This window comes from Paractinoplanes hotanensis, assembly GCF_023717965.1.
GTDB lineage: Bacteria > Actinomycetota > Actinomycetes > Mycobacteriales > Micromonosporaceae > Actinoplanes > Actinoplanes polyasparticus.
Genome location: NZ_JAMQOL010000065.1, coordinates 1 through 26,323, shown reverse-complemented (window position 1 = coordinate 26,323; position 26,323 = coordinate 1). Strand labels below are relative to the sequence as shown.

The window sequence follows — 26,323 nt, the reverse complement described above, 5'->3', positions numbered from 1 at the left end:
TGTCGGGGCCGAGATCCAACAGCTGGACGGTTCGCAGGGCGCGGCCGGCAACGCGGCGGCGACGCCCGTCCACCCGGCGCTGACCCCAGGCCCTCACTTCGACGCTCATCGAGGTCAGGCAGGCAGCGCTTCGTCGCCGGTCGGGCCGCGGCGAGGCCCAGCTGTGAAGCAGACCTACGGCAGCGGACGGCGTCCGGCGAAGCCCAGATCGGAGCGGTGGTACCAGCCGAGGTCGGTCTCGCCCTCGAGCCAGCAGAGATCGGCGTCGACCCCGTCCACCTCGCCCGGGAAGTCGACGAGCAGCGGCGCCAGGCTCTTGAGCACCGCGCCGGTCTGCTGCACCTCGATCATCAGGTCGTCGAGGCGTGCGGTGGTCGCCTTCCATTCCGGCATCCCGCCCAGCGGTGTCGGGGGACCGCCGGCCCCGATCACGGCGCCGAGCTCGGCCGCGTCCGCTCGCAGAGCAACGATCTCTTCCAGTACGGGCCGCAACCGCTTCAGTTCGTCCCGCGCCTCACCAAGCGTGAACAACCCCATGCCACTGAGAGTGCCAGCGGGGCAGGCGTCGATCAAGTAGCAGCCACGGCGATGTGCCGGCGTAAGCGGTCTGCGGTCCGCCGTCGACCAAGCCGTGGCTCCGCGAGGTGGCCGCGTGCGCGGTCTGCGGTCGGCGTCGATCAAGCCGTGGCTCCGCGAGGTGGCCGCGTGAGCGAGCTCGGTCAGGCGTCGATCAAACCGTGGCGGGCCATGATCGCGGCGCGGCGGGTGCGGTTGACCGCGCGCACCCGGCGGGCCACGAAGAACACGTCGAGCAGCCACCACACGCCGAGGCCGCCCAGCGTGAACAGCATCGCGATCGACCGGCCGGTGTCACCCAGGTAGAACCGGTGACCACCGATGAGGCCGACCACGCACCACAGGGCGTAGGCAACCCGGATCTCCTTGCGCACGGAGGCGAACTCCGCCTCGGCCCGCAAGACCCGCAACCGCTCCCACTCCGGCAGCGTCGTGCGAGGCGGCGTCGTGCGAGGCGACGGGCAGTCCAGCGGCGTCGTGCGAGGCGAGGGGCAGTCCAGCGGCGTCGTGCGAGGCGGCGGCGGACGAGGCGAGGGGCAGTCCAGCGGCGTCGTGCGGGGCGGCGGCGGACCAGGCGGTGGGCGGCCCGGCAGCAGTGGGCTGGGCGGCACCGGCCGGGCCGTTGGGGGAGTGGGGAACGGCTCCGGGCAGGCTCACCGGCGTAACGATAGCCGCGGCGGGTCCGGCGAGGGACCATTGTTGCGTGGACTTACAGGTTGTGGAGCAGGTGGCCGAACTCGGGGCGTGGATCTCCGAGGGCGGCGTGGTGATTCTGAGTGGCGCGGGGCTCTCCACCGACTCCGGCATTCCGGACTATCGCGGCCCGTCGGGGTCGGCCCGGCGCAGCACGCCCATGACCTACCAGGCGTTCACGCGCGACCCGATCGCCCGCCGCCGCTACTGGGCGCGGTCGCACCTGGGCTGGCGCACGATCGGTGAGGCCTTCCCGAACGACGGCCATCGCGCGGTCGCCGCGTTGCAGGGCTGTGGCGTGATCGACGGCATCATCACGCAGAACGTCGACGGCCTGCACCAGGCGGCCGGCGCGAGCGACGTCGTCGAGCTGCACGGCAACCTGGCCCGCATCGTCTGCCTGGACTGCGGCGATCTGACGGCCCGTGACGCCCTCGCCGCCCGCCTCGACGAGGCCAACCAGGCGTTCGACGCCGCGGCCGTCGCCATCAACGCCGACGGCGACGCCGAACTCGACGACACCGATCTCGACCGATTCACGGTTGTCGACTGCCTGAGCTGCGGCGGCATGCTGAAGCCGGACGTCGTCTACTTCGGCGAGACGGTGCCGCCGGAGCGGGTGTCGCGCAGCTTCGCGCTCGTCGGCAACGCCCGTACGCTGCTGGTTCTCGGTTCTTCGCTGACCGTCATGTCGGGCCGCCGGTTTGTGCTGCGCGCGGTCAGGGAGGGCATCCGGGTCGCGATCGTCAACCGCGGGGTCACGCGCGGCGAGCCGTACGCGGGTCTCCACATCGATGCCCCATTGGGCATTGTTCTGCCGCACCTGGCCGGCGAGGTGGCTGACGAGATGTCCGCACCGGTCCGCATTTGACCGCCGCGCAACCGGGCGCCCGGCCGCGTGTTATCGCACTGAAACTTAAATAATTCAGAGGTCCCGTTGACGTGACGGGCTTCACTGGCGTTAACTGCCGAAACCGCTTCCGAAACCGGTTCCGAAATCCGGCCGCAATGAAGTGGTGACACGTCAGGAGGACCAGTGCCAATCACCATCGCCGATGTGGCGGCCCGGGCGAAGGTCAGCAAGACGACCGTGTCCCGGGTGCTCAACGGCAAGGGTGAGCTGGACGAATCGACCGCCGCGCGGGTCCGTGCGGTGATCGAGGAGCTGGGCTACGTGCCGAGTTCCCGGGCCGTCGGGCTGGCCCGCGGGCGCACCCGGGTGGTCGGCATGCTGGTGCCGTCGCTCACCTGGCCGTGGATCGGCGACGTCATCCAGGGCGCGGTCGACGTGCTCGAGACGGAGCGTTACGGCCTGCTGCTGTTCACCTGCAACCGCGGCGAGGAGTCGATGCGCCAGTTCGGGGCGCAGGTGTCGGCCAAGTCGTTCGACGGGCTGCTGGTCATCGAGCCCGAGGGCACCCTCGACTACATCGCCACGCTGCACCGCCGCGGCCTGCCGGTGGTGCTCATCGACGACCGCGACCAGACCTCGGGCGAGATCCCGAGCGTCGGCACCACCCAGCACGACGGCGCGGGCTCGGCCGCCCGGCACCTGCTCGAGATCGGGCGTACGAAGCCGCTCGTGATCTCCGGGCCGGAGCGCTTCGGCTGCACCCAGCAGCGCCACGCCGGCTTCGCCTCGGTCTTCGCCGAGGCCGGCCACCCCATCGCCGCCGACCGGCTGGCCCTGGGCGACTTCACGGTCGCCCTCGGCGCCGAGGCCGTGCAGGCCGCGATCAAGTCCGGAGTGGAGTTCGACTCCGTGTTCGCTCACAACGACCTCGCCGCCATCGGCGCGATGCAGGCGCTGCTCGACGCGGGCCGCCGCATCCCGCAGGACGTGGCGGTGGTCGGCTTCGACGACATACCGACCGCGGCGCACACCCAGCCGCCGCTGACGACCGTGCATCAACCCCTGCGCGAGATGGGTGAGGCCGCGGCTCGCACGCTGCTCGCCCACTTCGAGGGCACACCCCTGCCCAACCGTCCCACGATCATCCCCACCACCTTCACCACTCGACCCTCCACAGTGGCTTAAACAAGCAGAACACCCCGGGGCCGGCCAGAAATCAGGGCCGGCGCCGCGATAGCGCACGCCCTCTCACCCGATTGAAACCTGATTCCGTCACCCCGAGGAGATTTTCGCGATGCAGAGAAGGAAACTGTTCGCGGTCGCCGTGGCGAGCGTGCTCGCCACGGGCGGACTGGCCGCGTGCGGCGACTCGCCCAACGCCGACAACGCCAACAACGCGAACAAGTCGTCGGTCGACTTCCTCAAGATCGGCATGCCGAACGGCACGCAGACCGAGAACCACAACCCGTTCGCCGGCACGTCGTCGGCCAACGCCCTGGGTTACAAGTGGATGATCTACGAGCCGCTGACCCAGTGGAACCCGGTGCGGCCGGCCGAGCCCGCCATCCCGTGGCTGGCCAGCGCGGTCAAGTGGGCCGACGACTACAAGTCGGCCGAGGTCACCGTGCGTGACAACGCGACCTGGTCCGACGGCCAGAAGCTCACCGCGGAGGACGTGGCGTACACGTTCAACCTGCTGAAGAGCAACGAGGCGCTCAACCAGAACGCCATCCCGTTCGACCAGATCACGGTGGCCGGCAACGTCGTGAAGGTGACCTTCAAGACGCCGCAGTTCGTCAACCAGAACAAGATCATGGCGAGCACCCCGATCGTGCCCAAGCACATCTGGGAGAAGATCAGCGACCCCGCCACGGACGTCAACAAGACCCCGGTCGGCTCGGGTCCGTACACGCTGAAGTCCTTCACCCAGGCCGGCGTCACGCTGTCCGTGCGCACCGAGGGCTACTGGGGCACGGTGCCGCAGGTCAAGGAGCTGCGCTACGTCTCCTACGCCGACAACAACGCCCAGGGCACCGCGCTGGCCAACGGCGACGCCGAGTGGTCGTTCGTCTTCCTGCCGAACCCGAAGGCGACGTTCATCGACAAGGACCCGGAGCACCACAAGGTGTGGGCGCCCGGCGTCCTCGGCATCCACGGCCTCTACATCAACACCACGATCAAGCCGTTCGACGACGTGAAGCTGCGTCAGGCGATGAACATGGTGATCAACCGGACCGACATCTTCACCCAGGCCGAGGCCTCGTACTTCCACCCGGAGATCAAGAGCGTGACCGGCCTGCCGCCGGGCGCCGGTGACGCGTTCATCGCCCCGGAGTACAAGGGCAAGGAGTTCTCGAACGACGTGGCGGGCGCCAAGGCCCTGCTGCAGAGCGCCGGCTACAAGCTGAACGGCAAGGTGCTCAGCGACCCGTCCGGCAAGCCGGTCAAGATCAAGCTCAGCGACCCCGCGCCGTGGTCGGACTACCAGACCTCGCTCGAGATCATCAAGAGCAACTTCGCCGAGATCGGCATCGCGGCGACGGTCGAGAAGCCCAACCAGGACGTCTGGGACAAGAACGTGCAGACGGGCGCGTTCGAGGCCTCGATGCGGTGGACGAACGGCGGCGCCACGCCGTACGACATCTACCAGACCGTGATGGACGGCGACCTGCTCAAGCCGATCGGCACCGCCGCTCAGCAGGGCAACTTCGGGCGCTTCAAGAGCGCCGAGGCGACCGCCGCGCTGACCGCGTACAAGAACGCCACCAGCGACGAGGCCCGCACCACCGCGATGAACCAGATCCAGAAGGTCTTCGTGGAGCAGGCCCCGATGTTCCCGGTCGGCGCGGACAACGTCGGCGCTGCCTACAGCGACAAGAACTGGACCGGATGGCCGACGGACGCGGACCCGTACTCGGGCGCGCAGCCGACCCAGCCGTACGTGTCGCTGATCATCGGCAAGCTGAAGCCCGCCAACTCCTGATCGTGGACGCCGCTCCCGCCCGTGCCGCCGGGCGGGAGCGGTGCCCCGCCGTTGAGACGAAGGAATCCCGGCATGACTCAGGACGCGAAGGCGCCCTCCAACCGGCCCGGGCCCTCCGTGCCGTCCGGAGGACCAGGCATCGGTAATGGCACAGCCGAGGTGGTGCTCGAGGCGATCGGCCTGACCAAGCACTTTCCCGTACGCCGCGGGCTGCGCCAGCTGTTCTCGAAGGAACGGACGGCCGTGCACGCCGTCGACGACGTGCACATCACCCTGCGGCGCGGCCGGGTGGTCGCGCTGGTCGGCGAGTCCGGCTCGGGCAAGAGCACGGTGGCCCGTCTGCTCGCCCAGCTCTATCCGCGCACGGCCGGCGACATCCAGCTGCACGGCAAGACGATCACGGTCAAGGGCGGTAGCGCGTTCCGGGCTTACGCGGCCCGGGTCCAGATGATCTTCCAGGACCCGTTCGCCTCGCTGAACCCCGTGCACACCATCCGCTATCACCTCACCCGCGCGCTGAAGATCCACCACAACGCCGGGAAGACCGACGAGGATCTCGAGAACGCGCTGCGCGAGTTGCTCACCCGGGTCAGCCTCACCCCGCCCGAGCGCTACCTCGACAAGTTCCCGCACGAGCTCTCCGGCGGGCAGCGGCAGCGTGTCGCCATCGCCCGCGCGCTCGGCGCCGACCCCGAGGCGCTGCTGGCCGACGAGCCGGTGTCCATGTTGGACGTCTCGATCCGACTCGGCGTGCTGAACCTGTTGCGCGACCTCAAGGAACGGCTGAACCTGGCCATCCTCTACATCACCCACGACATCGCCTCGGCGCGCTACTTCGCCGACGACACCCTGGTGATGTACGCGGGCCGGATGGTCGAGGGCGGCGACAGCGAGACCGTCACCCAGACCCCCGCGCACCCCTACACCCGGCTGTTGATCGACTCGGCGCCCGACCCCGACCGGCTGGCCGCCGACGCCGACCCGCTGGAGGAGGACCGGGGCAACGGCGAGCCGCCGAGCCTGATCCGCCCGCCCTCGGGCTGCCGGTTCCATCCGCGCTGCCCGATGGCCATGCCGCGGTGCGAGACCGACCTGCCGATCCGCCTCGAGATCGGCGACAAGCCCGGCCACTGGGCTGCCTGCTGGCTCTACGACGAGGCCACCGTGGCCGCCCAGCAGCCGGGGGTGGCGGCGTGAGGTACTTCCTGCAGCGCATCGCGTTCTACCTGTTCACCTTGTGGGCCGCGATCACCCTGAACTTCTTCATCCCGCGGCTCGTGCCCGGCGATCCGGTGCAGTCGCTGATCGCCAAGTTCCGGGGCCAGCTCAGCACCGAGGCCATCAACTCGCTCTACGTCCTGTTCGGACTGGACGAGAACAAGGGCCTGTGGGCGCAGTACATCGACTACTGGAAGCAGCTGTTCCAGGGCGACCTGGGGCTGTCCTTCACCTTCTTCCCATCGCCGGTGTCGCAGATCATCGCCGATGCGCTGCCGTGGACCGTGCTGCTGGTCGGCATCACCACGGTGATCAGCTTCCTGATCGGCACCAGCCTGGGCGTGCTGGCCGGCTGGCGGCGCGGCTCGTGGACCGACGGCCTGCTGCCGGTCACCACGTTCTTCTCGTCGGTGCCCTATTTCTGGCTCGGCATCATCGCGATCTACCTGCTGACCGGCCCGGGCAGCTTCTTCCCGTCGTCCGGCGGCTTCGACTCGTCCCTCATTCCGGCCTGGGACCAGTACTTCATCCCGAGCGCCCTGCAGCACAGCCTGCTGCCCGCGCTGACCATTCTGATCTCGTCGGTCAGCGGCTGGATCCTCAGCATGCGCAACATGATGGTGACCGTCGCGTCCGAGGACTACATCACCGTCGCACACGCCAAGGGTCTCTCCGAGCGCCGGGTCGCGGTGAGCTACGCCGCCCGCAACGCGTTGCTGCCCAACATCTCCGGCTTCGCGCTGTCGCTCGGCTTCATCGTCGGCGGCACGCTGCTGGTCGAGATCGTGTTCTCGTACCCCGGGCTCGGGTTCATCCTGCTGCAGGCGCTCGGGGCCAAGGACTATCCGCTGATGCAGGGCATCTTCCTGGTCATCACGATCTCGGTGCTGGTGGCCAACCTGCTGGCCGACCTGGCGTACCTGCTCCTCGACCCGCGTACCCGCAAGGAGGGCTGAGCGATGACGATCCCCACCTCGAGCACCGCCCAGGTCATCCCCGGCAAGGGGGCGATGGCCGCGCCGGAGGGCGTCAAGCCGGGCAAGGCCAAGCGGCAGCGGTTCCTGTTCCTGAAGAACAAGAAGGCGGCCTTCGGCCTTCTCATCCTGGGCCTGTACGTCCTGTTCGCGATCATCGGGCCGTGGATCACGCCGTACGACCCGGACGCGCGCAGCAACGACCTGATCCAGCCGCCGTCGGCCGACCACTGGTTCGGCACCACCCACCTCGGTCAGGACGTGTTCAGCCAGGTGCTGGACGGCACCCGGCCCGTGGTGTTCGTCGGCATCCTGGCCGGCGCCATCGCGACCGTGCTGTCAGTGATCATCGGCATCACCGCCGGCTACCTCGGCGGCAAGACCGACGACACCCTGTCGGCGTTGTCCAACGTGTTCCTGGTGATCCCGGCCATCCCGCTGATGATCATTATCACCTCCATCCTGGACAGTGCCAGCAACCTGCTGATCGCCCTGATCATCGGCCTCACGTCGTGGTCGTGGAACGCCCGGGTGCTGCGCGCCCAGACGCTGTCGCTGCGCCGGCGCGACTACATCGAGGCGGCCCGGGCCACCGGCGAGAAGACCTGGCGCATCGTCGGTTTCGAGCTGCTGCCCAACCTCACCGCGGTGATCGCCTCCGGGTTCATCGGCACGGTCATCTTCGCGGTGCTGTCGCTGATCACCCTGGCCTTCATCGGCATCGTCTCGGCCGCCGGCTGGAACTGGGGCACGATCCTGTTCTGGGCGCAGGGCCAGCAGGCGCTCGCCCAGGGCGCGTGGTGGTGGTTCGTGCCGGCCGGTCTGGCCATCGCCTTCCTCGGCACGGCGCTCTCGCTGATCAACTTCGCGATCGACGAGTTCGTCAGCCCGCGGCTGCGCAGCGCCGGCAAGACCAAGCTCAAGACGGCCTCCGGCGGCACCGTACGGATGCGGATCGGGTTCACCCCCGTGCTGTCGAACTCGGCCGAGCCGCACACCCGGGCCCGGCCCATCCCCATCAACACGGACGGCGCGACGCCGGTGGCCCGAGAGGTGGCGAAGTAATGGAACCCGTCCTCGAGATTCGCAACCTCAACGTCGAGTACGGCCTCGGTGAGCGGGCCGTCCGCGCGGTCCGCGACGTCAACCTGACCCTGCACCGGGGCGAGGTGCTCGGCCTGGCCGGCGAGAGCGGCTCCGGCAAGTCGACCCTGGCCTACGGTCTGACCCGGCTGCTCGCCCCGCCGGGTGTGATCACCGGCGGCGAGGTGATCTATCACCCCGAGAAGGGCGACGCGTACGACGTTCTCGGCCTCTCGGACAAGGCGTTGCGCGCGTTCCGGTGGGCCGAGACGGCGATCGTGTTCCAGGGCGCGATGAACTCGCTCAACCCGGTGCACAAGATCTCGACTCAGCTGACCGACGTGCTCCGGGCGCACGAGCCCAGGATGAGCGAGCACAGCCGCAGCGCCCGGGCCCGCGAGATGCTCAAGCTCGTCGGCATCTCGCCCGACCGGATGGACGCGTACCCACATCAGCTCTCGGGCGGCATGCGCCAGCGCGTCATGATCGGCATGGCGCTCATCCTGCAGCCGCAGGTCGTGATCATGGACGAGCCGACCACCGCCCTCGACGTGGTGATGCAGCGGCAGATCCTGGGCCAGCTGATCGACCTGCGCGAGCGGCTCGGGTTCTCGGTCATCTTCATCACGCACGACCTGTCGCTGCTGGTCGAGTTCTCGAACCGGATCGCCATCATGTACGGCGGCCGGATCGTCGAACAGGCGCCGGCGGCCACGATCTACCGGGACGCTCTGCACCCGTACTCGAAGGGTCTGCTCGGCTCGTTCCCCGCCCTGCGCGGGCCGCGCCGCGAGCTGACCGGCATCCCGGGTTCACCCCCGGACCTGGCCGCAATGCCCAGCGGCTGCTCGTTCCACCCTCGCTGTCCCCAGGCGTTCGAGCCGTGCGCTCCGCACATCCCGGTGCTCGGCCGCCCCGACACCCCGGACGGAGCCGCACGTTCCGTCGCGTGCTGGCTGCATCCCACGGAGCAACCCGTCGGATGAAAACGGGGCCGGTCCGCTCTCCTTCGCGCGGACCGGCCCCCATCCAACCACCCCACCGCCGCCCTGAACCCGACTGAAGGCTGCGCCGCCTCACTGGAGTGTCATGAACCCCACCACCACCCGGATCCCCCTCGCCACCGGCCTGCCACCGAAGTTCGTCTGGGGCGTGGCGACGGCGTCGTACCAGATCGAGGGCGCGCACGACGAGGACGGCCGCACGCCGTCCATCTGGGACACCTTCTCGCGGGTGCCCGGCGCCGTCGTCGGCGCCGACAACGGCGATGTGGCCTGCGACCACTACCACCGGATGCCCCAGGACGTCGCGCTGATGAAGGGCCTCGGCGTCGACAGCTACCGGTTCTCGGTGGCCTGGCCGCGGGTGCAGCCCGGCGGCCGCGGCCCGGCCAACCCGGCCGGTCTCGGCTTCTACGAGCGGCTCGTGGACGAACTGCTCGAGAACGGGATCGCCCCCTGGGTCACGCTCTATCACTGGGACCTGCCGCAGGAGCTGGAGGATGCGGGCGGCTGGCCCCACCGCGACACCGCCTACCGGTTCGCCGACTACGCGATGCTGGTCTTCGACGCTCTCGGCGACCGGGTGGACACGTTCACGACGCTGAACGAGCCGTGGTGCTCGGCCTGGCTGGGTTACAACGTCGGCGTGCACGCGCCCGGTCGCAAGGACTTCGACGCCTCGCTCGCCGCCACCCACCACCTGTTGCTCGGCCACGGCCTGGCGACGCAGCGGATGCGGGCCGCCGAGACCCGTCGCCACAACTACGGCATCACGCTGAACATGGGCACGGCCGACCCGCACGGCGACACCGAGGCCGACCGTGACGCCGCCCGGCGGGCCGACGGCATGGGGCTGCGGCTCTATCTCGACCCGCTGCGTAAGGGCGCCTACCCGGCCGACATGGTCGAGGACCTGGCCGCCCGCGGCTCGGCGATGCCGGTCCAGGACGGCGACCTCGAGATCATCTCGACGCCGATCGACACCCTGGGCGTCAACTTCTACTTCGGACAGGACTTCGCCGGCACCGACGAGCAGGGCCGCACCCAGGACGCGAACGGCGAGCCGGTCGTGCGTTCCGTGCTTCCCGACACGGCCCGTACGGCGATGGGCTGGCCGATCACCCCGGAGCGCTTCACCCAGCTGCTGGTGCGCCTGCACCGTGACTACCCGGGCCTGCCCATGGTGATCACCGAGAACGGCGCCGCCTTCGACGACCAGCCGGACGCGACGGGCTACGTGGCCGACGACGACCGTACCGAATACCTCGCCTCGCACATCGCGGCCGTCGCGGCCGCCCGCGAGCAGGGCGCGGACGTGCGTGGCTACTTCGCGTGGTCGCTGCTCGACAACTTCGAGTGGGCCGAGGGCTACGCCAAGCGGTTCGGCATCGTGCACGTGAACTACGAGACGCAGGAGCGCACGCCCAAGCAGAGCGCCCTCTGGTTCCGCGACTCGATCGCCGCCCTGCGAGCCTGAACCCCTTCCGCGTCAGCGTCGCGCTCGTTCTCTTGTCGGGGTGCGGCGTTGGCGCGGCGGTTCGGCGTCGCGTTCGTTTCTTTGTTGGGGTGCGGCGCTGACGCGGTGGTTCGGCGTCGCGTTCGTTTCTTTGTTGGGGTGCGGCGTTGGCGCGGTGGTTCGGGGTCACGTTCCCCCGGGCGGCGTTGGCGCAGTGGTTCAGCGTCGCGTTCGTTCCCCCGGGCGGCGCTGGCGCGGGGTGAAGGCGAGCACCTGCTCGGCCTGGTCGGGCAGGGCGCCCTCGGCCAGCAGCTGCGCGATCGGCAGGGTCGCGGCGCCCATCGCCACCGCGTCGACGCCGAGCTCGCAGATGGTGATGGTGGTTTGCGCGTACGGCCGTCGCAGCGCGTGGCGAGCCGCGGCGGCCCGGATCTCGGGCAGGAACCGTGCGCCGAACACCGAACCCGTGACTCCGCCCAGCACGATCCGCTCCGGGCTGAACAGGTTGATCAGGTCGGCCAGCCCCGCGCCCAGATAGCCGGCGGTCTGCTCGAAGACCCGCGCGGCCGCCGCCGGCAGGTCGGCCGTCGCCAGCAGCCGCGGCAACAGTTCCTTCGAGTACGCCTCGCCGGTGGCGTCGGCCAGGCGCCGGGTGATCCGGTCCGACCCGATGTACGCCTCGAGGCAGCCCCGCGCCCCGCACCGGCACTCGTCGCCGTCGTACACCAGCGTGGTGTGCCCCCATTCGCCGGCGTTGCTGTTGGCCCCGCGGTAGTAGCTGCGCCCGTCCATCACCACGGCCGCGCCCACACCCAGACCGGTCATGACGACGACCACGTGCCGGGCCCCGCGCCCCGCGCCGAACCACATCTCGGCCTGCCCGTGCGTCTTCGCGCCGTTCTCGACGAAGATCGGCACCTCGGTGCCCGCCCGCAGCATGTCGCCCAGCGGGACGGCGTCCCAGCCCGTCGACTGCGAGTCGACCACGCCGTCCTGCCCGACCACGCCCGGCACCCCGACGCCGAAGCCGAGCACGTCGCGCGGCGCGACCCCGGCCTCGTCGAGCACCGTGCGCAGGCCGCTCAGCAGCCGGCCGGCGACCTGCTCGGGGCCGTCGTCGTGGGTGAGCGTGACCGCGGCCAGGCGGGTCATCTCGAGGTCGTACAGCTCGACCAGCACCCGGGTCTCGCCCACATCGGCGCCCACCACGTACCGGTAGCCGGGCCGCACCCGCAGCAGCACGCGCGGGCGCCCACCGTCCGAGCCGACCAGGCCGGCCTCCTCGACCAGTCCCTCCTCGATCATCTCGCCGACCAGGTTGCTGACGCTCGCCTGGCTCAGCGCCGTGCTCGCGGCCAGCTGCTGCCGGCTCTGCAGCCCGCCGTGGAAGAGGTCGGTGAGCAGGCTGGACCGGTTCGCCCGGCGCACATCACGCACCGTCGTACGCCTGGTCTCCAAACCCCGCACCCCCGCCGTTCGACCGCGTCCCGAACTGCCATCCAACCTCAGGCGAAACCAAAAACCTAAGCCGCTGACATCGGTGAACGAATATCGTGCCCGGATGACCGACTACCGTGACGTGAACCGTGCAGCCTGGGACGATCGCGCGGCGGCGCACGCGGCTTCGTCCGACTACAAAGTGCAGCGCTTCGCCGACCCCGGCCATCTGAGTGCCGTGGTCCGGTTCGATGTTCCGCTGCTGGGCGACATCTCCGGCTTGCGGGGCGTGCACCTGCAGTGCCACATCGGCACCGACACGGTGTCGCTGTCCCGCCTCGGCGCCACCATGACCGGCGTCGACTTCTCGCCGAAATCCCTCGACGAGGCTCGGCGCATCGCCGAGCTGGCCGGGCAGGATGTCCGCTTCGTCCAGTCCGATGTCTACGACGCGGTCGACGCGGTCGGTGACGGTTACGACCTCGTCTACACGGGGGTCGGCGCGCTGTGCTGGCTGCCCGACATCCGGAAGTGGGCGCAGACCGTGGCCGCGCTGCTGCGGCCGGGCGGCCGGCTGTTCATCCGCGAGGGGCATCCGGTGCTGTGGTCGCTCGACTACGACCGCACCGACGGTGTGCTCGCGCTGCAGGAGCCGTACTTCGAGACCGAGAAGCCGCAGGTCTACGAGGACGAGGGCAGCTATGCCGCCAAGGACACCGCCTTCACCCACAACACGACGCACGAGTGGAACCACGGCCTGGGCGAGACCGTCACCGCCGTACTGGACGCGGGCCTCACGCTGACCGGCCTGGTCGAACACAAGACCGTGCCGTGGGAGGCCCTGCCGGGTGGGCAGATGGCCGAGGTGCAGGACAACGAATGGCAGCTGATCGACCGGCCCGACCGGCTACCGCACACCTACACGCTGCAGGCGGTGAAGGCCTGAACGGGCAGAGCGGGCCGCGCCGAAGCTGTCTCGTTTAGAGGTTGAACGATTCTGGGTATCGGTGGGCATCCCCACGACACAGGAGGCCCCCAATGCGCGCAGGCTCGATCGGCGGGCTGCTTTTGATCATTTGGCTCGTGCTCGGTGGCGTCGCCGCCTACGAGCGCGGCTATTTTTCCGACACCAGCGACACCAGCTGTGCCGAGTTCAGCACGATCGCCGTCACGACGATCGCCGGCCCGCTCAACTGGATGGGCGTCAACCCGAAGGTCTCGTGCGACGTCGACGTACCGGAACCCAGTAAGTAGTCGACGTACCGGAACCCAGTAAGTAAGAGCAACCCCTCGAAAGGCGCCGCTTGCGGCGCCTTTCGCCTGTCCGGGGGATTTCTGGGGGAACGGCCGTAACTCGGAGGAGCGCTGCGCGTTTCGGGTCGAAACGGTAGGTTGGTCGGTGTGACGAACGTGGCGCGTGTGCTTCCCGGGGACTGGGACGGGCACCGCTTGCTGCGCTTCCTCACCGGCCTCGCCATGCTCGCGCTGGCCTTCGCCGCCCACCTCACACCCGCCCACCTCACACCCGCCCACCTCACACCCGCGGACCCCGCGCCGGCTTCGGCCGTAGTGGCCGTGCAGAGCGAGCCGGCCGTAGTCGCCGCGCAGACCGAGCCGACAGCGGTTTCGGCCGCCGCGCAGAGCCAGCCGGGAACGGCGTCGGCTGGTGCCGCCGCGCAGACCGAATCGTCGCCTGCCGAGGCGGCCGCAGGCGTCGAGTCGCTGAGCAGCCCGCGCGGGTTGTCGGCGCACTGGGTGATGCTGGTTGTGGCGGCGCCGATGGCTCCGGCGGTGGCGCTGCTGACCACGGTCGCGGCGATCGTCCTGATCTCCGGCCTTGCGGTGCGCACCTACGCCGTACGTGGTCCGCCTCTTCGCTGACCGCGAGAGCGCAGCATCGGCGGGGAAACCCGCCCGCGGCCGAAGGGCCGGTCTTCACAGCTTCAACAAAGGGGTAAGCCGCGTCCTGTGAGGTTGCGATGGAATCCGCTGTGCAGAGCTTCTTCGTCTCCCTTCCCTACGCTGCAGCGTTGTGGGTCGTCATCCTGCTCGCTGTCGGCCTGGCCGGGGCCCTGGTGTCCCTGCCGATCAAGGCGCCCGCACCGCCGCTCACCGGCCCCCAGGCCGACGCCCTCCGCTTCGCCGGCGAGGTCGCCGTCGCGGCGGAACGTGCCGCGGCCACCGCCACCCGCCTGCGCGCCGAATGGGCCGCCGCGCAGGAACAGGTGGACGCGGCCTGGCTGGCCTACGACGAGGCCGACCGGCTGGCCCGCGAGGGTGCACGGGCCGCCGCCTTCCCGCTGATGAGCCGACGCCGCAAACCGGGCGAGAACGCCGACCGTCAGCGCTGGCTGCACAGTGCGGCCACCGCCGCCTGCCGCCGCCGCGAGATCTCGATCGAGCAGCTCAACGACGTGCTCGCGCACCGGGGCTGGAACCCGCGGCTGCACCCGGTAGTGCAGCAGGGGCTGCTGCTGAACGCCGTCCGCGCGCACCGCCTGTCGCAGTACGAGAACGCCCAGAAGCAGGAGCAGGCGGCCTGGCACGAGTCCGAACTGGCCGCCGAGGCGCTGCGCAGCCTGCGCGCCGAGGCTGCGGCGGCGCTGGTCCGCGCCGGCGTCGCGGGGCGGATCGTCGCCGACGATCAATGGTTCGCCGACCAGTGGGCGACGACCGAGATGCCGGCCCTGACCAAAGCCGTCGCCTGAACGTCGTGTGTGGAGCGGCTACCGTTCGCCCGCGGTTGTCAGGTTGTCCGGGTACCGTAACCGGGCAGGATGACCGCCGAGTGAGGAAATCAGGGGGCCAGAGCGTGGCATCAACTCCGGCGGCCGGGCAGGCGCCCGTGGTTCGGATGCATCGGGCTGCGCGGGTGGAGGACGCCTTCCACGAGATCATCGAGCGCCGCCTGCGCAATCGGGGCTGGCGTCCGGTGATCACCGCGTACACGGGATACGGCGCGCCCGGCTGGGCGCGCGTGATGGGGCGGGTCGTGCTGACGCGGGGCACGCCCACGGCCAAGCGGCTGGAAAAGGTGCGCGGCTGGCGCAGCTTCACCAATTCGCCGGTCAACAACGCCGTCGTGAAGATCCAGATCGGCGACAGCATCACCGAGACCCGCACCGACCGCAGCGGCTACATCGACACCCGGGTCAAGGGTGACCTCGAGCCCGGCTGGGGCAGCGTGCGGCTGTTCACCGAGGGCGCGGCCCCGGCCGAGGCGCCGATCCGCGTGGTCGACCCGGAATGCCGCTTCGGCGTCATCTCCGACATCGACGACACGGTCATGGTCACCGCCCTGCCGCGTCCGCTGCTCGCAGCGTGGAACACGTTCGTCCTCGACGAGCACGCGCGCATGGCGGTGCCCGGCATGGCCGTGCTCTACGAGCGGCTGGTCGCGGCGAACGCCAGCGCTCCGGTCTTCTACCTGTCGACCGGCGCCTGGAACGTGGCCCCCACGCTGACCCGCTTCCTGTCACGCCATCTCTACCCGGCGGGCCCGCTGCTGCTCACCGATTGGGGTCCTACGCCCGACCGGTGGTTCCGCAGCGGTCAGGAACACAAGCGCTCGACGCTCCAGCGGCTCTCCCGTGAGTTCCCGAAGATCCGCTGGCTGCTGATCGGCGACGACGGGCAGCACGACCAGGAGATCTACTCCGAGTTCGCACACGCCCACCCGGACAACGTGGCCGCCGTCGCGATCCGGCAGCTGTCGCCCACCCAGTCGGTGCTGGCGGGCGCGATCCCCGGCCCGTCCGGCGACCCCGAGGCGGTCGGCTCCGGCGGCAAGACCTGGTTCTCGGCGCCCGACGGGGCCGGCTTGTGGTCGCTACTCCGCGATACTGATGTCGTCTGATTCGGCCGCCTCGGCGACCCGCTGGTGCAACCGGTCGCGGATCTCGTCGGGGGTGTACTGCCGGCGCTTGCGCTCGGCCCGGGCCACCACCGCCCCGGTCGCCGCGACGCCCGCCAGGCCGGCCAATCCCACTACTTTCCACCAACGCATTACCTGAGGATAGACACGTGGACGCCGCCTTAAGCCTCGATGAGGCCATCGATCTGACCCGGACGGGCGACATCTGGATCTTCCGCGGGCGCACGGGCGCCGATCGCGCGATCCAGACGCTGACCAACAGCCCGGTCAACCACGTCGGCATGTCGATCGTCGTCGAGGACATGCCGCCACTCATGTGGCACGCCGAGCTGGGCCGCTCCCTGCCCGACCTGTGGTCCGGGACGTTCCAGCGCGGCGTCCAGCTGCACGACCTGCGCGACGCGGTGACCGTCTGGGGCCTCCGCTACGGTCAGCGCGGCTGGCTGCGCCAGCTCGAGCCCGGCGTCGACCAGGCGATGGAGGACAGGGCCCTCAAGACCGTGGCCCGCCTCGACGGCACACCCTTCCCGTCCTCGGCCCAGCTCGCCTGGCGGTGGGTCCGCGGCCGGGTGCCGCAGATCCGGCCGCGGTGGCGGGTGCGCGGCGGCAAGGGCCCGGCCACCGACGCCGCGCTGGAGACCGCGTACTGCGCCGAGGTCGTCGCGGTGACCTATGAGGACATGGGTCTGCTGCCGCGTGGCCGGCAGCCCAACTGGTACGACCCGGGCCGCTTCTGGAGCGGCGACGACCTCGAACTCTGCGACGGATTCACCCTCTCGAACGAGATCGAGGTGGACATCCCGGCCGCGTAGGGGTTCCCGGGCCGTCGCGGCCGGGGTCACGGTGCTCACCGGCCGGGGTCACGGTGCTCACCGGCCGGGCCCGACCCCGACGAGGGCACCGAGGGCGGCTGCCACGTCGTCGCCTCGGGTGTGGTCGACCGGGTGGCGGCCGGAGTCGCCACCGGCCGGGCGATCATCGCCCGGCCGGTGGCCAGCGCTTCGCGCGGCACTGATCGGTCTGGACCTGTACGCGGGTCAGGCGCCCAGCTTCGCCCGATAGTGGTCGAGCAGGAAGGTGCCCTTGAACTGAGCGGTTTCCGTGGCGCCGAACAGGCCGAACTCGGGGGCGTAACCGGCGCCCCCGGCCGGGCCCAGCGTGAGAATCATCCCGTCCGGGAACGGCTCGTATGCGGTGAGCGGCCCGCCCCCGATCAGAGCCCGGATGTTGGCCGCTACCACCTCGGCCTGGGCGTCGGCGGCGCGGCCGGTCTTCAGCTCCGGGGTGCCGTTCAGGTCGCCGACCGCGAAGACCCGCTCGTGCCCGGTCACCCGCAGGTGCTCGGTGACCGCCAGCCGGCCGTCGGGCCGGCGGGCCGCGGCCAGTTCGGCGCCGAGGTAGGAGCTCGGCACCTCGCTGCCGTAGCAGGGGAACCACAGGTCGGCCGCGAGCACCTCGCCGTCGCCGGTCGTCACCGTGAACGGGCGCACCGTCCCGGCCGGGATGCCGGGCGGGGTGTCGAGCTTGGTGCCGAGAAGGACCCGTACGCCTAGCTCGTCCAACTGCCGGGCCAGCTCGGAGCGGAGCTCGACGGGGAACCGGCCACCGAGCAACTCGGGCGCCGGGTCGACGACGGTCACCGGCCGGCCCGGCCAGGCGGCCGCGATCTCCCCGGCGAACTCGAGGCCGATCGCCCCGGCCCCGAGCAGCAGCACGCTGGAGGCCCGATCGAGCGAGTCGTGCAGATCGAGGAGCCGCTGAGCCGCCGCGTTGCGGTCGGCGCCCTCGGTGCGGCTCGGGAACGGGCCGGTCGAGCCGGTGGCGAGCACGACGTAGTCGGCGTCCAGCCGCGGGCCGGAAGCCAGCTCGACCGATTCGAGCCCTACCCGCACGGCGGTGTCGCGCATCACTCGGCCGCGGGTCAGCAGGCCGTCGTACGGAATGAAGATCTTCTCGATCCAGGCCGGGTCGGCCACCGCCCGCAGCTGGGCGACGTGGTGCACGAACGCTTCCCTCGGCTCCACCAGCGTCACATCGGCGATGTCATCCAGGGCGCGAGCGACCACGACGCCGCCGTAGCCGCCGCCCACCACCACTACTTTTGTCGTCATGTCCCGACCCTGCGGCGGCCGGCGGCTCGCAGGGAGACCGCGCTCAGGGTGGTAGCGGCGGGGACACCTTGGCCGTCCGGAACGTCGTTACAGTCGATCCGTGGGCGACAACGAGCTGGGCACGTTCCTGCGGATGCGCCGGGGCGAGGTGACGCCGGCCGAGGTCGGGCTGCCGCCCGGCACCCGGCGGCGCACCCCGGGCCTGCGCCGCGCCGAGGTGGCCATGCTGGCCGGGGTCAGCGTGGAATACCTGATCCGCCTCGAGCAGGGCCGCGATCGGCACCCGTCGGCGCAGGTGCTGGCCGCCCTGGCCGGCCCGCTGCGGCTCACCGCGGCCGAGCGCGCCCACCTGTACCGGCTCACCAAGAATTCCGGCGCGAGCTGCGTGGGCCTCGCCCAGGAACCGGTGCGAACCGTGCGCCCGGGGCTTCAGGCGGTGCTCGACAACCTGGAGCCGGCCGCCGCGATGGTGGTCAACCAGGTCGGTGACGTGCTGGCCTGGACGACCGGCTTCCGCCGCCTGGCCGGGCCGATCGGGTTGCTCGACGGCGAGGCGCCGAACCTCAACCGGTACGTCTTCGCCGACCCGCGCTCCCGTGCGGCCTACCCGGACTGGGCCCATGTGGCCGATCAACAGGTCGCGGCCCTCAAGGACGGTCCGCCCCGGCCCGATTTCGCCGGCGAGCTGACCGCCCTGGCCGGGACGGAGTTCACGGAGCGGGCCGAGCGGGTGCCCGGCCTGCCCCGGGCCCACGGCGTGCTGCGTCTGGAACATCCCGAGGCCGGATCGTTGCGGATGACCTACGAGATCCTGGCGGTGCCCGGCGACACCGGGCTGCGACTGGTGATCCAGCTGCCGGCCGACGAGGCCACCGCCGGGGCGCTCCGGGCGATCGCGCCGCTGCGGCTGGTCGCCTCCGGGCCGGGCGGGTAACCACTGCGAAGGGCGCTGCCGGTCAACGGCAGCGCCCTTGTCAGCTCAGAAGCGTGTCACCGGCCCGAACGGCTGCCGCCCACGCGGGTGCCCGACGAGAAGGCGGCGGCGCCGCCGCTGCGGGACTGCGTCGTGTGCACCGGCGTCGAGCCCGTACGCGCCTGGCCGGAGCGTGCCTGGCCCGTGCGCGCCTGCCCCGTGCGTGCCTGGCCCGAGCGGGGCTGGTTCGACCGGGGCTGGCCCGATCCGCCGCGACGGCGTCCGCCGCCGGCGTTCTGCTCCGGCACGGCCGTCTCGGCCGGCCGGGCCGGACCACGGCCGCGGCCTGTCCTGCGGGCGGCTCCGGTACGCGGCGTGCCGGCGGCGGTGGCCACCGGGGCGGGCGCGGCCGTCGGCGCGACGAACGTGCGCTCGCCCGGGGCCAGCTCGGCCAGCAGCGGGTCGCCGGGGCGGGTGCGGCTGGTCTTGGGCCGGACGCCGGCCTTGCGGGTGAGGTCGCGCACCTCGGACTGCTGGTCGTCGGTCATCAGCGTGATCACCGTGCCCGCCGCGCCGGCCCGGGCCGTACGGCCGGAGCGGTGCAGGTAGGCCTTGTGCTCGACCGGCGGGTCGGCGTGGATGACCAGGGCGACGTCGTCGACGTGGATGCCGCGGGCCGCGATGTCGGTCGCCACCAGGGTGCCGGCGGTGCCCTCGGAGAACGCCGCCATGTTGCGGTTGCGGGCGTTCTGGGCGAGGTTGCCGTGCAGCTCGACCGCGGGCACACCGGCCTGGACCAGCTGCCGGGTCAGCACCTTGGCCCGGCGCTTGGTGCGGGTGAAGACGACCGAGCGGCCCGGGGCCGACAGCAGGTCGACCAGCACCGGGAAGCGGTCGTCGCCGCGGACGTGCAGCACGTGGTGCGACATCTCGATCGGGGCCTCGGTGGCCGAGTCGACCGAGTGCGTGACCGGCTTGTGCAGGAACCGCTTGACCAGCACGTCGACGCCGTTGTCGAGGGTCGCCGAGAACAGCATGCGCTGACCCTCGCGCGGGGTCTGGTCCATCAGCCGGCGGACGACCGGCAGGAAGCCGAGGTCGGCCATGTGGTCGGCCTCGTCGAGCACGGTGATCTCGATGGCGTCGAGCGAGGCGTGCCCGTTGCGCAGGTGGTCGTCGAGCCGGCCGGGGCAGGCGACGAGCACGTCGACGCCGGCCTTGAGGCCCTTGATCTGCGGGTTGGCGCCGACACCGCCGAAGACGGTGAGGGTGCGCAGGCCGAGCTTGGCCGCCAGGGGCGCCAGCGTGGCGTCGATCTGGGTGGCCAGCTCGCGGGTCGGCGCCAGGATCAGCGCGCGCGGGCGGCCCGGGCGGCGTGGCGACTTCGAAGCGGCCAGGCGGGCCAGGACGGGCAGCGCGAACGCGTACGTCTTGCCGGAGCCGGTGCGGCCCCGGCCGAGCACGTCCCGGCCGGCCAGCGAGTCGGGCAGCGTGGCGGCCTGGATGGGGAACGGGGTGGTGATGCCGAGTTCGGCGAGGGCCGTGGACAGCACGGCGGGCACGCCGAAATCGGTGAAGGTGGTCATGTAGCGGGAACTCCCAAAGTATCGAAAGGGTCGTCCTGCCCGGCGCAGACTTTGTTCTCAGTCGCGGCGCGTGGTGGTCGATCCGAAGGACCGTCTTAGGCCGGTCCGGCAGGCGGCCCGAGGCAAGACTGGGCGGGCCGCGTGATCAAGCATACCTGGTCTTGGTCAGCGTCGATGCCGGGCGGCAAAGCAACCGTTCTGCACCCCCACGAGACCCATTTCGCACTTTATCGGGATCACCTTTCTCCTCAGTGCCGGAAACCCCCTCCGGCAGGTACGCGAGGAGACCCCCATGAGCGCTGCCGACCGCCGGCGAGAGGACGTCGTCCAGGCACACATGCCGCTCGTCGGACATCTGGTCCGCGAGATGCTGACGCGGGTCCCGGCCCACGTCAACCGGGACGACCTGCTCTCCGCCGGGTACGCCGCACTGGTCCACGCCGCCCGCGGCTACGACGACGCGCGGGGCGTGCCGTTCGCCCGGTTCGCCGCTGCCCGGGTGCGCGGCGCGCTGCTCGACGAGCTGCGCGGCCTCGACTGGGCCAGCCGCTCGGTGCGCCAGCGGGCCCGCCGCACCGACACCGCCCGGCAGGAGCTGACCGCCGAGCTGGGCCGCATGCCCACGGTCCGCGAGGTGGCCGACCGGCTCGGCTGCTCCGTCGAGGACATCGAGCACGCCGACGACGATGTCCAGCGGGCCGTGGTGTTCAGCCTGCAGGGCTTCGCGACGGTCGGCGCCGACGACATGGTGACCGAGCCCAGCGCCGGCCCGGAGGAGCTGCTGATCCGGCGTGAGCGGGTCGGTTACCTGCGGGACGCGATCGACGCGCTGCCCGAGCGGCTGCGCGCGGTGGTGCAGGGCTACTTCTTCGAGGAGCGGCCGATGGCCCTCATCGCCGAGGAGCTCGGGGTCACCGAGTCGCGTGTGTCACAGTTGCGCGCCGAGGCGCTGACGCTGCTCCGCGACGGGCTCAACACGCACCTCGACCCCGCGCTGGCCGCGCAGAACCGGGTCAAGGAGGGCTGTGTGGCCCGCCGCCGCGCCGCCTACTACGACCTGATCGGCAACCGGGGGACGCTGTCGTCCCGGCTCGCCCGGACCGGCCCGGACGGCCTCACCGTCGCCGCCTGAGTTTCACCACGAATTGAGGGTGCCCGTCGCGGTTCGCGGCGGGCACCCACGTGTTTCCGGGGGATTAACTGGTTTCCGGGGGACTACTGGTTGGCGCAGGTGCCGGCCTTCTTCTGGGCCGCGATCGCCTTGGCCGCGCCCTGCTTGTAGAGGGCCAGGCCCTCCTTGGCGGGCTCCAGCTTCCAGGCGTCGCCCTCGTAGACCATCGTGTACGACTGCGCCGCCACCAGCTGCTTGGCGATGACCACGGCCCGGTCGGCGCCCTCCATGCGGGCGCTGGTGAGCTGGATCGCCAGGCCCTTACGGGAGCAGGCCTGGTTGAGCTTGACGTAGTCGTCCTTGGTGATCGCGGCCTTGCCCGCGGCCGTGTACATGTCCCAAGCGCCGGCGAAGTCGCCTCCGGCGAAGCGGTCGAAGACGGTCTGCGCGGCCGACTTGGCGGCTTCGATGTTCTTGGGCTGGGGGCCGCCCGCGGCCGCCTGGGCCGCGTTGCCGGCCGGCGCCTCGTCGTCGCCGGTGCACGCCGAGGAGAAGGCAAGGGTGACGACGGCGATGAGGGACAGAGCGGCAAGGCGACGGATCGGGTGGTTGTCGGTCATGACCGGGTTAATGGGGATCGGCGGTCGTGCGTAACGGCTCGCCGGGAAACCTGACCGATAGGCGACAGTTCTCCGGCGAGCCGTAACCTGTGTCTCCGGCTTTTGTCAGGAACGGCCCCGGGATTGCCGCCGCGGCGGCCGGCGCCGGCGTCCTCCACTGCCACGAACAAACTCCGCGGGTGGGGATACGGGGATCGATGCGCTAATCTAAGCGTTTCCCGAGCACAAAAAAGACGCTCATAAAGAGCGTCAGGGCCCGAATTTTAACACAAAGGGGAGTGGCTTTGTCAAGCTCCGCCGCGGTGACGCGAGATGACGACCTCCGTGCCGAACAGGCGTACCTCACCACCCTCTACAAGCGGCTCGACAGCCTGCGTACGCAGGCCGACGACCGTCTCCGGGCGATTCTGCTCGAGGCCGGCGGCACCCCGCAGGGCCGTGCGCAACGTGAGGCAACTCGCAGTCATTACGCCGAACAACTGGCGCAGATGAATGCGGTCGAAAACGGTCTCTGTTTCGGGCGACTCGATTTCGCCGCCGATCAGCCGCGCTACATCGGACGCCTCGGACTGTCGGCCGAGGAACACGATCGTGATCCGCTTCTCGTCGACTGGCGGGCCCCGGCCGCGCGGGCGTTCTATCTGGCCACCGCGGTGTCGCCCGACGGCGTGACCCGGCGGCGCCACCTGCGCACCAAGGGCCGGGTGCTGACCGCCATCGACGACGAGGTGCTCGACATCGAGTCCGGCGCCGCCGGCCGCGAGGACGTGACCGGCGAGGCGGCCCTGCTGTCGGCGCTGACCGCGAACCGCACGGGCCGGATGCGCGACATCGTCGAGACCATCCAGGCCGAGCAGGACGAGGTGATCAGGGCCGGACTCAACGGCGTCATGGTCGTGCAGGGCGGCCCCGGCACCGGCAAGACAGCGGTCGCCCTGCACCGGGCGGCCTACCTGCTCTATACGTACCGTGGGCAGTTGACCAAGCAGGGTGTGCTGATCCTCGGGCCCAACCCGACGTTCCTGCGGTACATCTCACAGGTGCTGCCGTCGCTGGCCGAGACCGGGGTGCTGCTCGCGACGCTCGGCGACATGTTCCCCGGCGTACGGGCCCGAGCCGTCGAACCGGCCGCGACCGCCGCCCTCAAGGGCCGCACCGTGATGCTCGACGTGCTGGCCCGCGCGGTCGCCGACTGGCAGACCGTGCCCGCCGATTTTGTCGAGGTCGACCACGACGGCTACCCGCTGCGCATCGAGCGGGCCGTGCTCGAGGACGCGCGGGCCGCCGCCCGCAGGCCCGGCCGCCCGCACAACGTGGCCCGGTCGATCTTCGTCACCGAGGCCATCCACGCGCTCTCCCTGCAGATCGCCGAGCGGATCGGGGCCGACCCGCTGGGTGGCGAGAACCTGCTGTCCGAGGCCGACCTGGCCGAGACCCGGCGCGAGCTGCGCGAGGACATCGACGTCCAGCAGGTGCTGTTCGACTTCTGGCCGGTGCTGACGCCGCGCCGGGTGCTGCGCGAACTGCTCAGCGACCCCGACCGGCTCGAGTCGGCCGGCAGCGAGCTCACTGCCGACGAGCGGGCCCTGCTGCTGCGCGGGCCCGACGCCCGCTGGACGCCGGCCGACGTGCCGCTGCTCGACGAGCTGGCCGAACTGCTGGGCGTCGACGACACACTCAAGGCCCGCCAGGTGGCGCAGGAGCGGCGCGAGGCCATCGAGTACGCCGAGGGTGTGCTCGAGATCGTCGAGGGCTCGCGCTCGCTCGACTTCGAGGACCAGGAGGAGGAGATCCTCTCGGCCACCGACGTCGTGGACGCGAGCGCGTTCGTCGAGCGGCACGAGGTGCTCGACACCCGCACCGCCGCCGAGCGGGCGGCCGCCGACCGTACGTGGGTCTTCGGGCATGTGATCGTCGACGAGGCCCAGGAGCTCTCGCCGATGGCGTGGCGCCTGCTCATGCGGCGCTGCCCGAGCCGGTCGATGACGGTGGTGGGCGATGTCGCCCAGACCTCCGAGCTGGCCGGCACCACCACGTGGGAACAGGTCTTCGAGCCGTTCGTGGCCCAGCGCTGGAACCTGGTCGAGCTGACCGTCAACTACCGCACCCCGGCCGAGGTGATGGCGGTGGCGGCCGACGTGCTGGCGGCCGTCGACCCGGCGCTGGAACCACCCCGCTCGGTCCGCACGGCCGGCGTCGACCCGTGGGCCCTGCGGGTGCCGGCCGTCGCGTTGCCGTCCGAGGTGATCGCGGCCGTACGCCTCGAGGCCGCCGAAGCCGGCGACGGGCGCGTCGCCGTGATCGTCCCCGAGGCCCGCGAGGCCGAGCTCGGCCGCGCGCTGGTCGAGGCCGTCCCCGGTGCGGCCGTGGGGGAGCAGCCCGACCTGCTCAACCAGGTCGTCCTGCTGACCGTGCGGCAGGCCAAGGGCCTCGAGTTCGACGCCGTGATCGTGGTCGAGCCCGACGAGATCATCGCCGAGAGCCCGCGCGGCCTGTCCGACCTCTACGTCGCGGTCACCCGGGCCACCCGCCGGCTCGGCGTGCTGCACACGGCCGAGCTGCCCAAGGTGCTCAGCGCGCTCGCATGAAAAAGGGGGCTCGGCGAAAGCCGAGCCCCCCTGCGGTCAGTTACGCGGCCGCGACCGGCATGCCCCGGCTGAACGAGGTGTGGCCGTGCGCGTTGGTCATCGCGAGCCGGCTGTGCACCGACGTGCTCTCGGCGATGCTGTTGTAGTAGCTGGCGCGACGACGCGCGACGACGCTCTCCGGGTTGTCCGGCACCGGCGCCAGCTCGGGGTTCAGGTGGGTGTTGAGGCCGTCCTTGAGCAGCGACAGCGCCTCGGCGCGCAGCTGCGACACCCGCGACTCGGTGACACCGAGGTCGGCCGCGATGTCGGCCATCGGGCGCTCGTGCAGGAAGTACTCGGTGATGACGACCTGCAACCGCTCGGGCAGCGAGCTGATCGCGTGGTGCAGGTAGCCGATCTGCTCACGGCGCAACAGCATGTCCTCCGGGCCCGGGGTCTTCTCGGTCACCAGGTCGTCGGCGCTGCTGGTCGTGAAGCCCTGCAGCGACAGCACGGTCGCGCGCTGCACGTCGGTGTCGGTCTGCTTGAGGTCGGTGGTCGTGGTGCCGAGGGCCTGGGCCAGCTCGTCGGCGGAGGGCGTGCGGCCCAGCGTGGTCGTCAGCGCCTGACGGGTGGAGTCGGTGGCGCGGGCCTTGGTGCGCACCGAGCGGGTCGCCCAGTCGAGGGCGCGCAGCTCGTCCAGGATGGCGCCGCGGATGCGGGTGCTGGCGAAGCGGTGGAACGGGATGCCGCGCTGCGGGTCCCAGCTGCGGGCCGCGGTGACCAGCGCGTGCAGGCCGGCGCTGGTCAGGTCGTCGCGGTGGATGTGGTTCGGGATGCGGCTGAGCATGTCACGCACCAGGTGGCCGACGAGCGGCATGTGGGTGCGGATGATCTCTTCCTGCTCGGCGGCGGACAGCACCGTCGTGGCGGCGGTGTCGGCAGCGATGTCGGCAACGGTCGTCGCGGTGCTGGTCATGTGATTTCCCCCTGTGGTCGGCGGCCCGTGTGACGGGCTGTCCGGCGTACACAAGGAGGTTCGGAAGGCGACGGGTCCCGGTGAAGTCGCATTGGGGTGCGCCAAGGTTGTTATGACATGGCGTCGCTGTGACATGGCGTCGCTTCGCTCCGCGGCGGTCGCCCCTTTGGGGCTGATGAGGAAGCAGGCGATTTTCCGCCGTCGCAAACCCCTCGACTTTCGCACTTTCGGGGGTCTGCGGGCCGCGGTAAGGCAGACGGTCACGGTGTGTGCGTCGTGAAGGAGTGA

General features: G+C 70.9%; 26 protein-coding genes. 17 read left to right on the top strand and 9 right to left on the bottom strand.

Annotated elements, in window-relative coordinates; translation table 11 throughout:
- Positions 1 to 174: 174 nt before the first annotated feature.
- Both LXN57_RS39960 and LXN57_RS39955 read right to left on the bottom strand, forming a co-directional pair.
- Positions 175 to 537 (bottom strand): DUF2203 domain-containing protein, encoded by a 363-nt coding sequence (locus tag LXN57_RS39960; protein WP_251803480.1) that lies wholly within the window; start codon positions 535 to 537, stop codon positions 175 to 177.
- Positions 538 to 719: 182 nt separating this feature from the next.
- Positions 720 to 986 (bottom strand): TM2 domain-containing protein, encoded by a 267-nt coding sequence (locus LXN57_RS39955; protein ID WP_251803478.1) that lies wholly within the window; start codon positions 984 to 986, stop codon positions 720 to 722.
- Between the two features lie 293 nt (positions 987 to 1,279).
- Between LXN57_RS39955 and LXN57_RS39950 the strand changes: the two genes are divergently transcribed.
- The 8 genes from LXN57_RS39950 to LXN57_RS39915 all read left to right on the top strand — a co-directional run bounded on the left by LXN57_RS39950 (position 1,280) and on the right by LXN57_RS39915 (position 10,858).
- Positions 1,280 to 2,140: an NAD-dependent protein deacetylase gene (locus tag LXN57_RS39950; RefSeq protein ID WP_251803476.1), complete on the top strand. Its 861-nt coding sequence runs from the start codon at positions 1,280 to 1,282 to the stop codon at positions 2,138 to 2,140.
- Between the two features lie 165 nt (positions 2,141 to 2,305).
- Positions 2,306 to 3,307, top strand: coding sequence for a LacI family DNA-binding transcriptional regulator (locus tag LXN57_RS39945; RefSeq protein WP_251803474.1), 1,002 nt, complete (start codon positions 2,306 to 2,308; stop codon positions 3,305 to 3,307).
- Between the two features lie 109 nt (positions 3,308 to 3,416).
- On the top strand, positions 3,417 to 5,105 hold the full coding sequence (locus tag LXN57_RS39940; RefSeq protein ID WP_251803472.1) for an ABC transporter substrate-binding protein: 1,689 nt from the start codon (positions 3,417 to 3,419) through the stop codon (positions 5,103 to 5,105).
- 72 nt (positions 5,106 to 5,177) lie between these two features.
- Positions 5,178 to 6,302 (top strand): ABC transporter ATP-binding protein, encoded by a 1,125-nt coding sequence (locus tag LXN57_RS39935; protein WP_251803471.1) that lies wholly within the window; start codon positions 5,178 to 5,180, stop codon positions 6,300 to 6,302.
- On the top strand, positions 6,299 to 7,279 hold the full coding sequence (locus LXN57_RS39930; RefSeq protein ID WP_251803469.1) for an ABC transporter permease: 981 nt from the start codon (positions 6,299 to 6,301) through the stop codon (positions 7,277 to 7,279). The genes LXN57_RS39935 and LXN57_RS39930 overlap by 4 nt, the downstream gene beginning before the upstream one ends.
- Positions 7,280 to 7,282: 3 nt before the next feature.
- Positions 7,283 to 8,362 carry an ABC transporter permease gene (locus tag LXN57_RS39925; RefSeq protein WP_251803467.1) on the top strand — a complete coding sequence of 360 codons (1,080 nt, stop codon included), beginning with the start codon at positions 7,283 to 7,285 and terminating at the stop codon, positions 8,360 to 8,362.
- Positions 8,362 to 9,366 (top strand): ABC transporter ATP-binding protein, encoded by a 1,005-nt coding sequence (locus tag LXN57_RS39920; protein ID WP_251803466.1) that lies wholly within the window; start codon positions 8,362 to 8,364, stop codon positions 9,364 to 9,366. The genes LXN57_RS39925 and LXN57_RS39920 overlap by 1 nt, the downstream gene beginning before the upstream one ends.
- A 103-nt stretch (positions 9,367 to 9,469) precedes the next feature.
- On the top strand, positions 9,470 to 10,858 hold the full coding sequence (locus LXN57_RS39915; RefSeq protein WP_251803464.1) for a GH1 family beta-glucosidase: 1,389 nt from the start codon (positions 9,470 to 9,472) through the stop codon (positions 10,856 to 10,858).
- Positions 10,859 to 11,056: 198 nt separating this feature from the next.
- Here LXN57_RS39915 and LXN57_RS39910 read toward each other — a convergent pair whose 3' ends face one another.
- On the bottom strand, positions 11,057 to 12,295 hold the full coding sequence (locus tag LXN57_RS39910; RefSeq protein WP_251803462.1) for an ROK family protein: 1,239 nt from the start codon (positions 12,293 to 12,295) through the stop codon (positions 11,057 to 11,059).
- Between the two features lie 103 nt (positions 12,296 to 12,398).
- On the opposite strand from LXN57_RS39910, the gene LXN57_RS39905 reads away from it, so the two are divergent.
- The 5 genes from LXN57_RS39905 (at position 12,399) to LXN57_RS39885 (ending at position 16,130) form a co-directional block, all read left to right on the top strand.
- Positions 12,399 to 13,220, top strand: a complete 822-nt coding sequence (locus tag LXN57_RS39905) for a class I SAM-dependent methyltransferase (RefSeq protein WP_251803461.1) — start codon at positions 12,399 to 12,401, stop codon at positions 13,218 to 13,220.
- A 92-nt stretch (positions 13,221 to 13,312) separates the two neighbouring features.
- Entirely contained in the window at positions 13,313 to 13,528 is a 216-nt protein-coding gene (locus LXN57_RS39900) for a hypothetical protein (RefSeq protein ID WP_221377795.1), read from the top strand.
- Positions 13,529 to 13,675: 147 nt separating this feature from the next.
- Positions 13,676 to 14,155 (top strand): hypothetical protein, encoded by a 480-nt coding sequence (locus LXN57_RS39895; RefSeq protein WP_251803459.1) that lies wholly within the window; start codon positions 13,676 to 13,678, stop codon positions 14,153 to 14,155.
- 98 nt (positions 14,156 to 14,253) lie between these two features.
- Positions 14,254 to 14,982, top strand: a complete 729-nt coding sequence (locus LXN57_RS39890) for a hypothetical protein (protein WP_251803458.1) — start codon at positions 14,254 to 14,256, stop codon at positions 14,980 to 14,982.
- Positions 14,983 to 15,128: 146 nt separating this feature from the next.
- Positions 15,129 to 16,130, top strand: coding sequence for an App1 family protein phosphatidate phosphatase (locus LXN57_RS39885; protein WP_251803565.1), 1,002 nt, complete (start codon positions 15,129 to 15,131; stop codon positions 16,128 to 16,130).
- Here the strand turns inward: LXN57_RS39885 and LXN57_RS39880 are convergent.
- Positions 16,104 to 16,280 (bottom strand): hypothetical protein, encoded by a 177-nt coding sequence (locus LXN57_RS39880; RefSeq protein WP_221377799.1) that lies wholly within the window; start codon positions 16,278 to 16,280, stop codon positions 16,104 to 16,106. The genes LXN57_RS39885 and LXN57_RS39880 overlap by 27 nt on opposite strands.
- A 17-nt stretch (positions 16,281 to 16,297) precedes the next feature.
- Between LXN57_RS39880 and LXN57_RS39875 the strand changes: the two genes are divergently transcribed.
- Entirely contained in the window at positions 16,298 to 16,960 is a 663-nt protein-coding gene (locus LXN57_RS39875; protein WP_251803456.1) for a hypothetical protein, read from the top strand.
- Positions 16,961 to 16,995: 35 nt separating this feature from the next.
- On the opposite strand, the gene LXN57_RS39870 is transcribed toward LXN57_RS39875, so the two are convergent.
- Both LXN57_RS39870 and LXN57_RS39865 read right to left on the bottom strand, forming a co-directional pair.
- Positions 16,996 to 17,160: a hypothetical protein gene (locus LXN57_RS39870; RefSeq protein WP_251803454.1), complete on the bottom strand. Its 165-nt coding sequence runs from the start codon at positions 17,158 to 17,160 to the stop codon at positions 16,996 to 16,998.
- Positions 17,161 to 17,185: 25 nt separating this feature from the next.
- Positions 17,186 to 18,259, bottom strand: coding sequence for an NAD(P)/FAD-dependent oxidoreductase (locus LXN57_RS39865; RefSeq protein WP_251803452.1), 1,074 nt, complete (start codon positions 18,257 to 18,259; stop codon positions 17,186 to 17,188).
- 100 nt (positions 18,260 to 18,359) lie between these two features.
- On the opposite strand from LXN57_RS39865, the gene LXN57_RS39860 reads away from it, so the two are divergent.
- A complete protein-coding gene (locus LXN57_RS39860) occupies positions 18,360 to 19,193 on the top strand; it encodes a helix-turn-helix domain-containing protein (protein ID WP_251803450.1) in 834 nt (277 codons plus the stop codon).
- Between the two features lie 56 nt (positions 19,194 to 19,249).
- Here LXN57_RS39860 and LXN57_RS39855 read toward each other — a convergent pair whose 3' ends face one another.
- Positions 19,250 to 20,758: a DEAD/DEAH box helicase gene (locus LXN57_RS39855; RefSeq protein ID WP_251803448.1), complete on the bottom strand. Its 1,509-nt coding sequence runs from the start codon at positions 20,756 to 20,758 to the stop codon at positions 19,250 to 19,252.
- Positions 20,759 to 21,050: 292 nt separating this feature from the next.
- Between LXN57_RS39855 and LXN57_RS39850 the strand changes: the two genes are divergently transcribed.
- The gene (locus LXN57_RS39850; protein WP_251803447.1) at positions 21,051 to 21,890 is read left to right on the top strand and encodes a sigma-70 family RNA polymerase sigma factor; all 840 of its coding nucleotides are present in this window, start codon (positions 21,051 to 21,053) and stop codon (positions 21,888 to 21,890) included.
- A gap of 83 nt (positions 21,891 to 21,973) precedes the next feature.
- Here the strand turns inward: LXN57_RS39850 and LXN57_RS39845 are convergent, their stop codons facing one another.
- Positions 21,974 to 22,489, bottom strand: a complete 516-nt coding sequence (locus tag LXN57_RS39845) for a hypothetical protein (protein ID WP_251803446.1) — start codon at positions 22,487 to 22,489, stop codon at positions 21,974 to 21,976.
- Positions 22,490 to 22,791: 302 nt separating this feature from the next.
- Here LXN57_RS39845 and LXN57_RS39840 point away from each other — a divergent pair, with 302 nt between their 5' ends.
- Positions 22,792 to 25,077 (top strand): HelD family protein, encoded by a 2,286-nt coding sequence (locus LXN57_RS39840; RefSeq protein ID WP_251803443.1) that lies wholly within the window; start codon positions 22,792 to 22,794, stop codon positions 25,075 to 25,077.
- A 40-nt stretch (positions 25,078 to 25,117) separates the two neighbouring features.
- Here LXN57_RS39840 and LXN57_RS39835 read toward each other — a convergent pair whose 3' ends face one another.
- Positions 25,118 to 26,035, bottom strand: a complete 918-nt coding sequence (locus LXN57_RS39835) for a sigma-70 family RNA polymerase sigma factor (RefSeq protein WP_251803442.1) — start codon at positions 26,033 to 26,035, stop codon at positions 25,118 to 25,120.
- Positions 26,036 to 26,323 lie beyond the last annotated feature (288 nt).